Origin of the sequence: Mesorhizobium sp., from assembly GCF_004962245.1 — a bacterium.
Taxonomy (GTDB): Bacteria; Pseudomonadota; Alphaproteobacteria; order Rhizobiales; family Rhizobiaceae; genus Mesorhizobium.
This window is the reverse complement of the sequence record NZ_SUHQ01000011.1, coordinates 104,098-117,679: the sequence shown is the minus strand read 5'-3', so window position 1 is coordinate 117,679 and position 13,582 is coordinate 104,098. Positions and strand designations below refer to the sequence as shown.

Here is a 13,582-nt window from a genome sequence, read left to right as displayed (position 1 = left end):
AAACAGGTTGCATCAGTTGAGCGGCAGCCGCCGGTAGCGGCCGGGATTGTTCGGGTCGCTGAAATGGCCCATCGGCCCGTGCTCGGCGAAATGCCCGGCCCAGCGTTTCATCGCGGCAGGATCGAGTTCGACGCCCAGTCCATTGCCCTCCGGGACCCGCACGGTGTTGCTGGTCTGCCGGAAGGGCCCGTCCTTGACGACATCGCCGATCTGCCAGGCAAACAGCGACTGCGACGCCTCGGTGATCCACGGCGTCGCCGCCACGACGTGCAGATAGGCCGCCGTCATGATGCCGAGGTCGTTCGAATAGCACCAGAACCCCTTGCCCATCGCCTCACAGGCGGCGATGAATTTCAGGGTCTTCGACAAGCCGCCGAGTGCCGCGAAATTGCAGACGAAGTAGTCCGGGGCGCCGAGCGCGACTGCCCGTCTGAGATCCGGGATATGCGTTGAAAACGGTATGCGCGAGTGCTGGCGCAGCGCCGCCATCTCCTCGAAGGTCGCGACAGGATCCTCGTAATTGCGGATGTTGAACGGCTCGATCTCGCGCAGCACCCAGCGCGCCGTGGTCAGCGACCACTGCATATTGGAATCGAGCTTGATCTGCGCCTTGTCGCCAAGCGCCTCGCGCAGCATGCGCACGGTCCTGATTTCGAGCTCAGGGTCGCCCATGATCAGCTTGCCCTCGAAGATTGTCGAGCCGTGCTGCTCGCGCATCCTGAGGCAGTAGTCGACGATCGCCTCAGGCGTCATCTCGCCGCCTGATCCATCCTGTGCGGGGCGAAAGGCGAAATATTCCGAAAACGGGATGTCCTTGCGCACCGCGCCGCCGAGCAGCTTGTAGAGCGGCATGCCGAACACCTTGCCCCTGATATCCCACAGCGCCAGTTCGACGGCGCCGAACGCCACGGAGGCGGCATTTTCCCCGGTATTGGCGGTGATCTGCCAGGGCGGCACGCAGCGCGCCTCGCACTCGGCGATGTCGAGCGGATCGGCGCCGATCAGCGCCGGCGCGATTTCGGCCTTGATCACCTCGCCGAAATGCCACCACGGCGCCTCGCCCAGTCCGACCACGCCTTCGTCGGTCTCGACCTCGACGATCGATTTCGAGGCGCCGCCGTAGAGGCCGGCCGTCCACCAGAACGGGGCGTCCAGTGGGACGTTGACATGGGTGACGCGGACGTTGGTGATCTTCATCGGTTCCCTTCTCACTCGCACTGGTATTGGCTGAGCGCCCATTCGCCGGTCACCGACAGAAGGTCCGATATCTTCCAGTCGCCGTCGACCTTCTTGAATTTCCATTCCAGCCGGTGCGGATTGCCGGCGGCGACGAAGGCGGCGACGACCTTGGCCTCGTCGCCATTGATCGCTTCGATCGTCTTTAGGCTCCTGTCGATTTCTGCCTTGTCGTACTGCGCATTGTCGAGCGCCATGTTGGGATCGAGGCATTCGCCCTGCCCCGATTTGCGCAGCGCATCGCTCTTGTCGAGCACCGACTTCGCCGGATCGGCGAAATGGCTGCGCTGAGCTGGATCGAGCTCGAGCCCGACATGCTCGTAGAACGGTCTCACCACCGCCGTCGGCGAACCCGGCTGCACCGGCGCGCTATCGGCCGGCGGCGGTGCGACCGGCGGCGTTGCAGGCGCCGTGGTGTCGGCCGGCGCACTTGCGGGCGGCGCCCCGAACAGGCCCTGAGCAGCGGCGCGGCTCAACCCCGCCGCCAGCAGGCACACAGTCGCCAAGGCCAGGAGCCGGCAGCGGGCCATGGCATCACTCCGGGGCCTGGCCAGCCAGGCATTCGAGCGCACTCAACGTCCACCCGCTGGTTTTCGAGGTGATGTCGGCGATCTTCCACTGGCCATCGATCTTCCTGAGCGACCAGACCATTTCGCGTTTCGAATCATCGCCTTCCGGGAAAAGGTTGAACGTCGCGGTCACTTCCGCGCTGTCACCATCCAGCGTTTCAGCAAGCTTCAGCGTCTTCGCTACGGTCTTCTCGTCGTAGTCCTGCGCATCGAGGCCCGGGGCGAAGTCGATGCAAGGAACTTCATCCGGAAGATTCTTTGCCGCCTGGTCGTTGAGGGCGAACAGCTTGGTCACCGGTTCGGTGAAACGGTCGCGGTATTTCGCGTCGGCCTCGAATTTGACCTCGGGCACGTAGAAGAACTTCACCGCATTGGAAGCCGGCCCGGCAAACGCGGCCACGGGCGCGGCGATCGAGAGGGCGGCGGCAAGCACAGTCAGTCTCATCCGATAATCTCCAGGCTTTCGTGGTGGGAACCGTTCAATACCACGAATCCTGCATCCCGGCCTTTTTGCTGCCCATGAAATCCCCTTGGGCGTTAACTCAGGCGTCCAGCCAGACGTTCTGGAGATCCATCTCGAAAGTCTGGTGGACAGCGTAATTCTTCACCTTCTTGTCCATGTGGCTGTACAGCTTCTGCCAGAACGGCTGAATGATGACGCCCGAATCCTGCAGGATCTGCTCGACGTCCTTCATGACCTCGCGTCGCTTCTCCACGTCGACGAGCGACAGGGCCTGCTTGAGCTTGGCGTCAAAATCAGGATTCGAATACGCCGTCTCATTCCAGGCCTCGCCGGTGCGATAGCCAAGCGCCAACACCTGAACACCGAGCGGGCGCATGTACCAGATGGTCATGGAATAGGGGTATTTCGTCCAGTCGTTCCAGAAGGTCGACCCCGGCAGCACCGTGCGCTTCACCTTGATACCGGCATCGCGCAGCTGGCCGGCGATCGCGTCGCCGGTGTTCTTTTGCCAATCGTCCTCGACGGTGATCAGCTCATGCTCGAAGTCGGCCTGTCCGGCATCAGTCATCAGCTTCTTGGCCCCCGCCGCGTCACGTGTCTTCTTGGGCAGCGGGTAGTATTCCGGATGGATCGGGCTGACGTGATGGTTTTCACCGACGGTCCCCCGCCCGGCGTAGCCAAGTTCGAGCACCGCCTTGTTGTCGACAGCCATCTGGAGCGCATTGCGGACCCGTTGGTCGTCGTAGGGCTTGTGCGTGATGTTGGTCCGGGCAACGAGCGTCGTCGCTGTCGCGACCTCCGATTTCACCAGATCCATCTTGTCAAGGATGTCTATGAAGTCGGCGGGTGTCTCGAAATTGACGTCGATCTCGCCGGACTCGAATGCGTTTACCGAGGCGTTGAAGTCGGTGCCGTAGTCGATGAATTCCACACTGTCGAGCGGTGCTTCACCGCCCCACCACTTGCCGTTCTCACGGCGTTTGACGACCGCATTCTGGCCGACCGAATAAGACACAAGTTCGAAAGGTCCGGTGCCGATCGGCTTGGCGAGCGGATCGGCGCCGTCGGCATCGAAATTGCGGTGGACGACGAGCGCGGGATAGTCGGTGAAGTTCGGGATCAGCGAGATATCCGGTTCGTTCAGCGTCAGTTTGACCGTGCTGTCGTCGACCTTGGTGATCGCCCCATCCCTGGCCTTGCCGGTTTTTTCATCGATCAGCGCGCCGACACGGGCGGCCATGGAATTGCCGGCGGCACCCTTCTCGCACCAGCGCGTCAGATTGTGGACAACGTCATCGGCGTTGAAAGCGTCGCCATTGTTCCAGGTGACGCCCTTGCGCACGTGCAGCACGTATTCGGTGGCGTCGTCGTTGACGTCCCAGCTTTCGAGCAAGACGGGCTCGAATGTGAATTCGCGCGTATAGCGGACAAGCGGCTCGAGCCAGCAGCGCGAGATGTTCGCAAGTTCCACCCAGTCGTAAGTGCGCGGGTCCTTTTGTGCCTTCACCGACATCGAAACGCGCAGCGTTCCGCCCTTCTTCGGCTCTTCGGCCAAGGCCCGTTCCGGCACGGCAAGACCGATCATGCCATAGGCAAGGGCCGTCGATGCACCGAAGGCGCTTGCCAGCGCCAGGAACTCGCGCCGGTCCATACGACCTGAGCGGGCTTCTTGCGCCATCGCCTCGATAGCATTCGGCACGCGATCGCCGTTGCTTCTGAAGAGTGCCATTTTTTCCTCCCTTATGGTTCCGTCAGGCCTTCGCCCGTTGCATTAACTAACGCTGTCCGGCAGCTTCTCCTCGCGTCGCGCGATCAAATCTTCGAGACCCTCGGCAATGCCCTCATCGAGCTTCGGCTCCTCATAGTCCGCAAGCATGTTGCGCGCTTTCTCGCGGCCGCGGGTGTCGTGGTCCTTTGCCCCTTCAGCCTTCCACTGCTCGTACGAATTGAAGTCCATGATGCTGGGCATGAAGAAGGCGGACTCGAAATGTTCGAGCGTGTGTTGGGTGCCGAGGAAATGGCCGGCGGGGCCTACCTCGCGGATCGCCGCCATCGCGTCCTTGAAATCGTCGAAGGAGAGCCCGCCTGCGTATTTGTACCAGCCGACAAGCTGTTCGCAGTCCGTCGCGAATTTCGAATAGCCGCAGGTCAGGCCGGCCTCGAGCCATCCGGCGGAGTGCCAGATATAGTTGGCGCCGGCAAGAATGGCGGCATGCATCAGCATGTTCGCCTCGTAGCCGGCCTGGGCGTCGTTCAGCTTCGACCCGACATGGAAGCCCGACGTGCGCCACGGCAATCGGTATTTCCGCGCCAGTGCTCCCATCAGATACATCATCTGGGCGGCCTCCGGCGTGCCGCCCATGGGAGCGCCGGTCTTCATGTCCACCGTCACCATGAACTGTCCGTAGATCTGCGGCGAACCCGGACGCAGGAGCTGCGTGAACGCAACGCCCGCCAGCGCTTCCGCATTGACCTGCGCGACCGCGCCGACGGCTGAGGCCGAAGTCGAGGCGCCGCACAGCGCGAACGGCGCGAGAATCAGCGGCTGGTTGTGGCGCGCGTAGACCTTCATCGCGTCCAGCATGGTGGCATCCCACACCAGTGGCGAATTGCAGTTGGTGATCGCCACCAGCACCGGGTTGTCGCGGACATAGTCCTCGCCGAACACGATGCCTGCCATCGCCATCGTATCTTCGGCCCGATCCTTGGACGTCACGATGCCCATGAACGGCTTGTCGGAGTGCTTCAGCGCCGAATGGATGATGTGGAGGTGACGCTTCGGCACCGGAATTTCCATCGGCTCGCAGATGATCGAGCTCGACGAGTGCAGCGCCGGCGCCATGTAGGCGAGCTTATGGAAATTCTGAAGGTCGGCGAGCGTGCCATAGCGCCTGACGTTGTCGAGGTCGCGCACGTAAGGCGCGCCGTACATCGGCACGAAGATGGAGTTGTTTCCGCCGACGCGCACCGAACGCTGCGGATTCCTCGCATTGAGCGTGAACTCCGAAGGGACCTTCGATACGAGCTCCATCAGGAGGGCGCGGTCGATGCGGACTCTTGTGTCCGAGACATTGGCTCCCGCAGCCTTCCACATTGCAATGGCCTCGTCGTCGCGGAACTCGCATCCCACCTCTTCGAGAATGCTGAGCGACTCCTGGTGGATCAGCTCCACCGCCTCATCCGGGACCATCTGATATACCGGAATCTTACGGACCAGGGTCGGAAACGACGCTATGGGCGTTCCCCGCAGCGCCTTGCGCCCCAGGCGGCCACCCGCCCGACGGCTGGCGTGTTCGGTCACTTCGGCGGCCGGCGCGGTCATGGCAACTCCATCCTTCCAGAGACAATCAATTTAGCGAGACGAAATATCGCTGTGACGCTGGAAAATCCTGATCTCTTGTATAAGTTCAGCTTATGCGAAGCCTTCGCCATCTGCTGCCCTCCGCCGGCAGCCTGATCGTCTTCGAGGCCGCCGGGCGGCTGTCGAGCTTCACCGCCGCCGGGCGGGAGCTCGGCATGACACAAGCTGCCGTGTCCTACGCGATCCGAGGCCTCGAAGAGCAGCTCGGCGCGAAGCTCTTCCAGCGCCGTCATCGACAGGTCAGCCTTACCGAAGCCGGCGACCGCTTCCACGCCGACGTTTCGCTCGGCCTGTCGCATATCCGCAAGTCGGCGGAGGATCTGCGCCAACAGGCGACCGGTGGCCATGTGACACTTGCCGCGTCGACCGCTTTCGGCTCCTTCTGGATGATGCCGCGCCTGCAGCAGTTTCGTGACGAATTGCCGGGCATCGACCTGCGCATCCAGACCGCCGACCGCGATCTCGACATCATCGCCGAAGACATCCCGCTCGGCGTTCGCGGCGGCGAACCCAAGGAATGGCCGGACTATCACTCGCTGCCGCTGGCCGATGAGGAGATCTTCCCGGTGGCGGGCGCGAGCTACGTCGCGCGGTTCGGGCTGCCCGACACCGTCGAGGCTCTTGCCACGCACCGCCTCATCCATCTCGAGGAACCGTTTCGCGAGGCGGCGAGCTGGGAGGAGTGGTTCGCCTCTGCCGGGGTCAACATCACCGATGCCGGGCGCGGCTTGCGCATCAACGACTATGCGCTGGTGATCCAGGCGGTCATGGAAGGGCAAGGCATTGCGCTCGGCTGGCGCCATCTCGCCGCGCGGCTGCTGGCCTCAGGGCTGCTGGTGCGCGTCACCGGCCACACGATGACGACCGGCAAGGGCTTTCATGTCATCTGGCCAAGGAACCGCGAACTCAGCGACAATGCGCGCAAGGTGCGGGACTGGCTGGCCGCGCAGGCGTGAGGCTATCCCAACAGTGCCCGGTCAAACCGTCACGACAATCTTGCCGACATGTTCGTTCGACTCGAGAAAGCGATGCGCCTCGACGATCTGGTCGAACGGAAAGGTCCTGGCGATCACCGGCCTGAGAGAACCAGACATCAATCCTCCGAGGATGAACGCCTTGGCAGCCTCCAACTTCGCCGGATCGCTCGTGATTTCGTGGACGAGATAGCCGCGCAGCGTCAGCGTCTTCGCCAGCACCGTTAACAACGGGAACGGCGTCGGCTCCGGGCTCAAGCCGCCATATTCGATGAGAATGCCACCTCGTGCCATGGCGGCGGTCAGAGGCTCGAAAATCGGGCCGCCGACCGCGTCGAGCACAACGCGCACGCCGTCCGGCCCGGCGATCTCCTTCAGCCGGACCTCCAGATCTTCCTCCGCTGAAGCGATGGCATGAGTGGCGCCGATCTTCTGCAGGGCCTGTTTCTTGGCAGACGTCCGCGTGACCGCGATCGGGATCGCACCAACCATGTTGGCAATCTGGATCGCAGCAAGACCGACACTGCTCGATGCTGCGGTGATGACGACAACGTCCTGCCTGCGGAGATTGGCGATGTCGATCAGTGCGCCATAGGCAGTGAGGTATTGCATCCAGACGGCTGCCGCCTCTTCCCAGCTGAGCGATGGCGGGTGCTTGACCACGAGCTTGGCGGGATATGTGGCGATCTCGCCATAGGCGGGCCAGCGGGCCATCGATAATGGCGGCACGATGCTGACAGTTTCACCTGGCGCAAACTCCTCCACGCCTCCGCCGATCGTTTCGACGATACCCGCTGCCTCAAGGCCAAGACCGGAAGGCAACGGCGGCGTCTCGATATAGGTGCCCGAACGCAGCAGTGCCTCGGCGCGGTTGATGCCCAACGCCTTGACCCGAATTTGAATCTCCCCCCAACCCGGCGCTGGAATATCGACATCCTCGATGCGCAGAACCTCGGGACCGCCAAGCTCATGAAAGCGAATAACCCGCGCCATCCGGCCATAACTCCAAAATATTTGAACCGAATATATGCTATGCCAGTGAGCGCCTCGCGGATAAATGGCCTTGAGAGCAGAACAGTAGAAACTGTGAGTTTCGAATATGGATCGCCTTACCAGCATGGCCGTGTTCGTCAAAGCCGTCGACCTGGGCTCGTTCGCGGCGGCGGCTGCCGCGCTCGATCTGTCCGGGCCGATGGTCGGCAAGCATGTCCGGTTTCTCGAAGAGCGTCTGGGCGTGCGCCTCATCAACCGGACCACACGCCGCCAGAGCCTGACTGACTTCGGGCGCGCCTATTATGAACGCTGCCGAATGGTACTCGCCGAAGCTGAGGCTGCGGACGCACTCGCGGCCGATCAACTTTCAGAACCACGCGGAAAACTGCGCGTCATCATGCCTGTGCACTTTGGCCGGCGCTGCGTTGCTCCGATCCTGCTGGAACTCGCGCAACTATATCCTGCGCTGGAGCTTGACCTGTCGTTCAGCGACCCCATCGCAGATCTTGCAGAGGATGGTTGCGATCTTGCCATCCGGACCGGCAACCTGGAGGATCAGGCCGGAGTGATGGCGCGTCGCATCGCGCGCCAGCGCATGGTCGTCTGCGCGTCGCCATCCTATCTCGAGATGCACGGGTCGCCGCAGCAGACAGAAGATCTCGGCAGGCACCAGGCCATCATCTACCGCCGTTCGGGCCGTGTCATTCAACCGTGGCTGTTTCCGCGCAACGGCCAGCCTGCGCTAGAAGTCATGCCGGTCAGCCGGTTGCGTCTCGACGACCTCGACGCGATCGCCGATGCTGCGGCAGCCGGCATGGGGCTTGCCTGGCTTCCATATTGGCTGGTTCGTGAGCGCAGTCAGACCGGCGAACTTGTCGTGCTGTTGCCGGACCAGCCGGGATTTCTTTATGACGTGTATGCGCTATGGCTGCAGACACCTCATTTGCCACTGAAGGTCCGTCTTGCTGTCGACGCGCTGGCGGCAACACTGCCCAAGCTCATGACCTAACAGGACCACGGTGAGCGGCGCGGATTCCTCAATTCTGCCCCTCCCGCACCGGCCACGAATCCGCCTATAGTGCCCTCATGCCCATACGCCAGCTTTCCGAAACGATGATCAACCAAATCGCCGCCGGCGAAGTCATCGAGCGTCCGGCAAGCGTGGTCAAGGAACTGGTCGAGAATGCACTCGATGCCGGCGCTGCCAGAGTCGAGATCGTCACCGCCGGCGGCGGGCTGAACCTGATCCGTGTCACCGATGATGGCTCGGGCATTCCCGAGCAGGAACTGGCGCTGGCGATCGCACGCCACTGCACCTCGAAGCTCGCCGAGGACATCCACGACATCCGCTCGCTCGGCTTTCGCGGTGAGGCGCTGCCGTCGATCGGCTCGGTGGCGCGGCTGTCGATCCGCTCGCGCACGGCCAACAGCGACAGCGCCGCCGAGATCGGCATCGAGGGCGGACGCGTGTCCGCGGTCAAGCCGGCGGCCGCCAATCGCGGCACCACGGTCGAGGTGCGCGACCTGTTCTTCGCCACGCCGGCTCGCCTCAAATTCATGAAGGGCGAGCGCGCCGAAAGCTCCGCGATCAGCGACGTGGTCAAGCGCATTGCGATTGCCTTCCCCGCCGTGCGCTTCACGCTGGCCGGCTCCGACCGTTCGACACTGGAACTGCCTGCGGCCGACGACAGCCCTGAGGGCCGGTTGCGCCGCGTCGCGCAGGTGATGGGCGCCGACTTTCCGGACAATTCCATTGCCATCGACGCCATGCGCGACGGCGTGCATCTCGCCGGCCACGTCTCGATCCCCTCCTTCAGCCGCGCCAACGCGCTGCAGCAATATGCCTATGTCAACGGCCGGCCGGTGCGCGACAAGCTGATCGCCGGCGCCATTCGCGGCGCCTTCGCCGACGTGCTGCCGCGCGATCGCCACGCGGTGACGGTGCTGTTCTTGACGCTCGATCCGGCCATCGTCGACGTCAATGTCCATCCGGCCAAGGCCGACGTGCGCTTCCGCGACCCGGGACTGGTGCGCGGACTGATCGTCGGCGCCATCCGGGAGGCGCTCGCCAATGCCGGGATCCGCGCCGCCACCACCGGGGCCGCCGGCATGATGGCGGCATTCCGGCCGGGCGCGGCGTCCTATGCGCATCCAGGACCGGCCAACGGCCACCGCAGCTACGAGGCGGCCTACCGGGCCTCCGGCTCCGCTGGTTTCGACCCTTCCCGCTCGCCGCAGCGGCCACTGGATACGGGATTTGCAAATGGCGGCTTCGGCGAAAACGATCAGGCGGCGTTCGACGCCGGACCGCTTCACAGCGCCGACGCGCGCGCCGGGCAAGACGAAGCGGCGGAGGCGCTGCTCGGCATGGCGCTGGGTGCCGCACGCGCGCAGGTACATGAGAACTACATCGTCGCCCAGACCACGGATTCGCTTGTCATCGTCGACCAGCATGCGGCGCATGAGCGGCTGGTCTACGAGGCGCTGAAGAACGCGCTGCATGCACGCGCCGTGCCGTCGCAGATGCTGCTTCTGCCCGAGATCGTCGATCTGCCGGAAGAGGATGCCGAGCGGCTCGCCTTGCATTCCGAAACACTCTCCCGCTTCGGCCTCGCCATCGAGCGCTTCGGTCCGGGCGCGGTCGCGGTGCGCGAGACGCCGTCGATGCTCGGCGAAACCAATGTCCAGCAGCTGGTGCGCGACCTTGCCGACGAGATCGCCGACAACGACACGGTCGACACGCTGAAGGAGCGGCTGGACAGGATAGCCGCGACCATGGCCTGCCACGGCTCGGTGCGCTCCGGCCGCCTGCTCAAGGCAGAAGAGATGAACGCGCTGCTGCGCCAGATGGAGGCGACACCGGGTTCCGGCACCTGCAACCACGGCCGCCCGACCTATATCGAGCTCAAGCTTGCGGATATCGAGCGGCTGTTTGGACGGCGGTGAAGGGCCCGAACTTGTCCGTTCTGATGGCGCAGTCCCTCTCTCCGGCCGCGGAGCCGGTCCTCGGGCTTGCCAAAGGCAGGACCGCTGGGCGGCCACCTCTCCCCATTAAAATGGGGCGAGGAACCCAGCTTTCTGAGGTCGCTTTGTGCAACGGATCGTAATTCTCGGAAATGCTGGAAGCGGCAAATCAACCCTTGCACGGGAAGTAGGCGAACGGCTGAAATTGCCGGTCGTGCATTTGGACAAGCTGTTCTGGGGGCCAGGCTGGAGCAAACCTCAATATGAGGTTTTCCGCGCACGCGTTAGCGAGGCCATCTCTGGTGACGACTGGGTGTGCGAGGGAAACTATCATTGGCAGACTTTCGATTTAAGGCTTCCCCGAGCTGATCTCGTTGTCTGGCTCGACACCCCTCGCACAACCTGTTTGAGCCGGGTCGTATTGCGCAGCGCATTGAACCGGCCTCGGCCCGATTTCCCGGCAGGATGCAGCGAGAGGCTGGACAAAGAGTATTTGTCATTCCTGCGCTACATCTGGAATTTCGATCGCAACAGTCGACCGCACATCGAGGCGGAGCGTTTGGCGAGGGGACCGCTCGTGCCGGTGATGAGATTGCGTGGCAGCCGTCAGATTTCGGACTTCGTAAGCTCGCTTGCTCGCCGACAAACGCAAAAGCGCTGACTAGCCGATCATTTTAATTCAGCCAAATCTTCCAAACCTTTGAATCAGCGCTTCAAATTCACCACGATCACGCCGCCGAGCGCCAGCGCGCCGCCGAGAATGCCAAGCAGCGTCGGTACCTCGCCCAGCCAGAAGAAGCCGATCAGCGTCGCCACCGGTGAAACCAGGTAGAGGAAGTTCGAGGCACAGGCTGCAGGCAGACGGGAAAGTGCTGTTGCCCAGGCGGCGTATGCGATGAGGCTTGGCACGATGCCGAGAAAGATGACAGCGCCGAGGCCGGCGGTGTCGGCAACCGCCGCCTGCGCCAGGCCGCTCGGCAGGAAAGGCAACAGGCAGAGCGCGCCGAGCACCATGTTCGAGGCCGAAATGGTCAGCGGATGATGGCGGGCAAACAGCGGCTTTTGCACGATGGTGTTGACGGCCGAGCACAGGGCCGAGCCGAGGATCAGCAGGGCGCCATTGTCGAAGCGAAGCCCCTGCCCTTCACCCATCGCGATGATACCGATGCCGGCGAAGGACAGGAATGTGCCGGCCCAGGCCAGAGCTGAGAAGCGTTCGCCGAGCAACGCCATCGCCATGATCGCGGTGAAGATCGGGCTCACATTGATGATGAAACCGGCAGCACCCGCGGAAACCGTCAGTTCGCCGAAATTGAGCATTGCCGTGTAGAGCGCAACGAAGACGGCGCCACCGAAGACAAAGCGCCACAACTCGTCGAGCCGGGGCAGCGCCGGCCGCTTGACGGCAAGGAAGATCGCCGCCGGCACCGCCGCGATGGCGAAGCGCAGCGCGCCGAGTTCCAGCGGCCCGAAAGCGACGAGGCCGGCACGGATCGCCGGGAAAGCGGAGGCCCAGCCGACCACTGTCAGCGCCACCGCGATGGCCGCCGTGGTGTCCATCCGCTGTGTCGAATTCAACGTACCGGCATAGGCGCTCATCTCACGGTCCTCGTGCTTTATTGTCCTGAAGGCACAAAACGCCTTTCTTGGCCGGTTGACAAACGACCAAATCGAGAGTGAGCTGTGACTATGGATCACAGCTCAGACACGATGCTGCCGCTCGAAACCTTGCGCGCCTTTGACGCCGCGGCGCGGACGGGCAGCTTTTCGGCCGCCGCCGAAAAACTCAACATCACCCATGGCGCCGTCAGCCGGCAGATCGCCAAGCTCGAGGGCTGGCTCGGGCTGAAAGTGTTCGATCGCGGCGCGCGTGGCGTCTCGCTGACCATCGAGGGCAACCGGCTGCATCTGCGCACCAGCGAAGCCTTCGCGCTGATATCCAGCAATTCGGACCGCTGGGTCGAGCCGCGCGGCACCGCCGTGGTGCGGCTGACCTCTATCCCCTCGGTCAGCGGCCTGTGGCTGATGCCGCGTATGGTGGCGCTGGAAAACAACCCGTCCAAGCTGCGCATCGTGCTCGACGTCGATATCCGCCAGGCGGACCTTGCCGACGAGGGTATCGATCTGTCGATTCGCTGCGGCCGCGGCCGTATCCCGGGCCGCGTCTCGGTGCAGCTTTTCGAGGAACATGTCTTCCCGATCGCTTCGCCGGACCTGGCCAGGGAGATCGGCCGTGGCGACCCTGCCCGGCTGCTCAAATTCCCGCTGATCAACGATTCGGACGCCTCGGCCTGGCGCGCCTGGTTTGGCGCGCAGGACATGGACTATCGCCCGCGTCCGCAAGACCGCCGCTTCGAAGACTACAATCTGGTGCTCGACGCTGCAGCCCATGGTCTCGGCATCGCGCTGGCGCGGCCACCGATGACCGAGCATCAACTGACGTCAGGCCGCATCGTCGCTGTCGACGACCGCATCGTGCTGAGCCCGATATCCTACTGGCTCGATCGGCCGATGGGGCGGCCGCGCGCTGCCGCGGCCGAATTGGCCCGGCGCATCGCACTCCAGGCCGGGCTCGCCGCCGAAAAGATCGAGGAGTTCATCGTGGCCGAGCAGTAAGATGCCGGGCATCCATTTGCCGGCTTGAGAGATGGCGCTGAGGCCTGAAACAAAAAACCCGCCTCGGCGGCGGGTCATTGGCGCAACTCAGCACCATACCGAAATTATTAGCATAGCTGAGAGCACAAAGCAAGAACAAATGTGCCCTCGCAACCAGAACAATCGCTTCAGTTTTGAACGCCATGCCTTCCAGCGTTGGCGATTGGTGAAAGCCGACGCGACATCCGATCTCCCCCCTTGCGGGGGAGATGTCCGGCAGGACAGAGGGGGGTGGGAAGGATCGCCAACTTCCGCCATTCGCAACCGGGACTCAGCCTGAGGGCTTGGCCGCTATTGGTTGACAGGTCGGAGGGACAGCACCCCCCCTCTGCCCTGCCGGGCATCTCCCCCGCAAGGGGGGAGATCG

At 63.3% G+C, this 13,582-nt stretch carries 12 protein-coding genes; 5 read left to right on the top strand and 7 right to left on the bottom strand.

Features of this window, described 5'->3' with window-relative positions; translation table 11 throughout:
• Nucleotides 1-12 precede the first annotated feature (12 nt).
• The 5 genes from E5X88_RS13925 to E5X88_RS13905 all read right to left on the bottom strand — a co-directional run bounded on the left by E5X88_RS13925 (nucleotide 13) and on the right by E5X88_RS13905 (nucleotide 5,590).
• Nucleotides 13-1,197 (bottom strand): mandelate racemase/muconate lactonizing enzyme family protein, encoded by a 1,185-nt coding sequence (locus tag E5X88_RS13925; protein ID WP_292162090.1) that lies wholly within the window; start codon nucleotides 1,195-1,197, stop codon nucleotides 13-15.
• Nucleotides 1,198-1,208: 11 nt separating this feature from the next.
• Nucleotides 1,209-1,766: a hypothetical protein gene (locus tag E5X88_RS13920; RefSeq protein ID WP_292162088.1), complete on the bottom strand. Its 558-nt coding sequence runs from the start codon at nucleotides 1,764-1,766 to the stop codon at nucleotides 1,209-1,211.
• A gap of 4 nt (nucleotides 1,767-1,770) precedes the next feature.
• A complete protein-coding gene (locus E5X88_RS13915; protein WP_292162086.1) occupies nucleotides 1,771-2,250 on the bottom strand; it encodes a DUF3828 domain-containing protein in 480 nt (159 codons plus the stop codon).
• Nucleotides 2,251-2,347: 97 nt separating this feature from the next.
• Nucleotides 2,348-3,997, bottom strand: a complete 1,650-nt coding sequence (locus tag E5X88_RS13910; protein ID WP_292162085.1) for an ABC transporter substrate-binding protein — start codon at nucleotides 3,995-3,997, stop codon at nucleotides 2,348-2,350.
• A 42-nt stretch (nucleotides 3,998-4,039) separates the two neighbouring features.
• Entirely contained in the window at nucleotides 4,040-5,590 is a 1,551-nt protein-coding gene (locus E5X88_RS13905; RefSeq protein WP_292162083.1) for a trimethylamine methyltransferase family protein, read from the bottom strand.
• Nucleotides 5,591-5,682: 92 nt separating this feature from the next.
• On the opposite strand from E5X88_RS13905, the gene E5X88_RS13900 reads away from it, so the two are divergent.
• Nucleotides 5,683-6,585, top strand: coding sequence for a LysR substrate-binding domain-containing protein (locus E5X88_RS13900; RefSeq protein ID WP_292162081.1), 903 nt, complete (start codon nucleotides 5,683-5,685; stop codon nucleotides 6,583-6,585).
• Nucleotides 6,586-6,606: 21 nt separating this feature from the next.
• On the opposite strand, the gene E5X88_RS13895 is transcribed toward E5X88_RS13900, so the two are convergent.
• Nucleotides 6,607-7,596, bottom strand: a complete 990-nt coding sequence (locus E5X88_RS13895) for a zinc-dependent alcohol dehydrogenase family protein (RefSeq protein WP_292162079.1) — start codon at nucleotides 7,594-7,596, stop codon at nucleotides 6,607-6,609.
• A gap of 106 nt (nucleotides 7,597-7,702) precedes the next feature.
• Between E5X88_RS13895 and E5X88_RS13890 the strand changes: the two genes are divergently transcribed.
• The 3 genes from E5X88_RS13890 (at nucleotide 7,703) to E5X88_RS13880 (ending at nucleotide 11,221) form a co-directional block, all read left to right on the top strand.
• Complete coding sequence (locus tag E5X88_RS13890) at nucleotides 7,703-8,605, top strand: LysR family transcriptional regulator (RefSeq protein ID WP_292162077.1); 903 nt, start codon at nucleotides 7,703-7,705, stop codon at nucleotides 8,603-8,605.
• A 77-nt stretch (nucleotides 8,606-8,682) separates the two neighbouring features.
• A complete protein-coding gene (gene mutL / locus E5X88_RS13885; RefSeq protein WP_292162075.1) occupies nucleotides 8,683-10,542 on the top strand; it encodes a DNA mismatch repair endonuclease MutL in 1,860 nt (619 codons plus the stop codon).
• Between the two features lie 145 nt (nucleotides 10,543-10,687).
• A complete protein-coding gene (locus E5X88_RS13880) occupies nucleotides 10,688-11,221 on the top strand; it encodes an AAA family ATPase (protein WP_292162073.1) in 534 nt (177 codons plus the stop codon).
• A 44-nt stretch (nucleotides 11,222-11,265) separates the two neighbouring features.
• Here the strand turns inward: E5X88_RS13880 and E5X88_RS13875 are convergent, their stop codons facing one another.
• A complete protein-coding gene (locus E5X88_RS13875) occupies nucleotides 11,266-12,159 on the bottom strand; it encodes a DMT family transporter (RefSeq protein WP_292162072.1) in 894 nt (297 codons plus the stop codon).
• Nucleotides 12,160-12,249: 90 nt separating this feature from the next.
• Here E5X88_RS13875 and E5X88_RS13870 point away from each other — a divergent pair, with 90 nt between their 5' ends.
• Entirely contained in the window at nucleotides 12,250-13,176 is a 927-nt protein-coding gene (locus E5X88_RS13870) for a LysR substrate-binding domain-containing protein (RefSeq protein ID WP_292162070.1), read from the top strand.
• Nucleotides 13,177-13,582: the final 406 nt, after the last annotated feature.

Excerpts from the sequence above, each read along its gene's own strand:
- mutL (WP_292162075.1), top strand. The coding sequence starts at position 8,683 with ATGCCCATACGCCAGCTTTCCGAAACGATGATCAACCAAATCGCCGCC.
- E5X88_RS13895 (WP_292162079.1), bottom strand. The coding sequence starts at position 7,596 with ATGGCGCGGGTTATTCGCTTTCATGAGCTTGGCGGTCCCGAGGTTCTG.
- E5X88_RS13910 (WP_292162085.1), bottom strand. The coding sequence starts at position 3,997 with ATGGCACTCTTCAGAAGCAACGGCGATCGCGTGCCGAATGCTATCGAG.
- E5X88_RS13870 (WP_292162070.1), top strand. The coding sequence starts at position 12,250 with ATGGATCACAGCTCAGACACGATGCTGCCGCTCGAAACCTTGCGCGCC.
- E5X88_RS13915 (WP_292162086.1), bottom strand. The coding sequence starts at position 2,250 with ATGAGACTGACTGTGCTTGCCGCCGCCCTCTCGATCGCCGCGCCCGTG.
- E5X88_RS13900 (WP_292162081.1), top strand. The coding sequence starts at position 5,683 with ATGCGAAGCCTTCGCCATCTGCTGCCCTCCGCCGGCAGCCTGATCGTC.
- E5X88_RS13875 (WP_292162072.1), bottom strand. The coding sequence starts at position 12,159 with ATGAGCGCCTATGCCGGTACGTTGAATTCGACACAGCGGATGGACACC.
- E5X88_RS13920 (WP_292162088.1), bottom strand. The coding sequence starts at position 1,766 with ATGGCCCGCTGCCGGCTCCTGGCCTTGGCGACTGTGTGCCTGCTGGCG.
- E5X88_RS13905 (WP_292162083.1), bottom strand. The coding sequence starts at position 5,590 with ATGACCGCGCCGGCCGCCGAAGTGACCGAACACGCCAGCCGTCGGGCG.
- E5X88_RS13925 (WP_292162090.1), bottom strand. The coding sequence starts at position 1,197 with ATGAAGATCACCAACGTCCGCGTCACCCATGTCAACGTCCCACTGGAC.
- E5X88_RS13890 (WP_292162077.1), top strand. The coding sequence starts at position 7,703 with ATGGATCGCCTTACCAGCATGGCCGTGTTCGTCAAAGCCGTCGACCTG.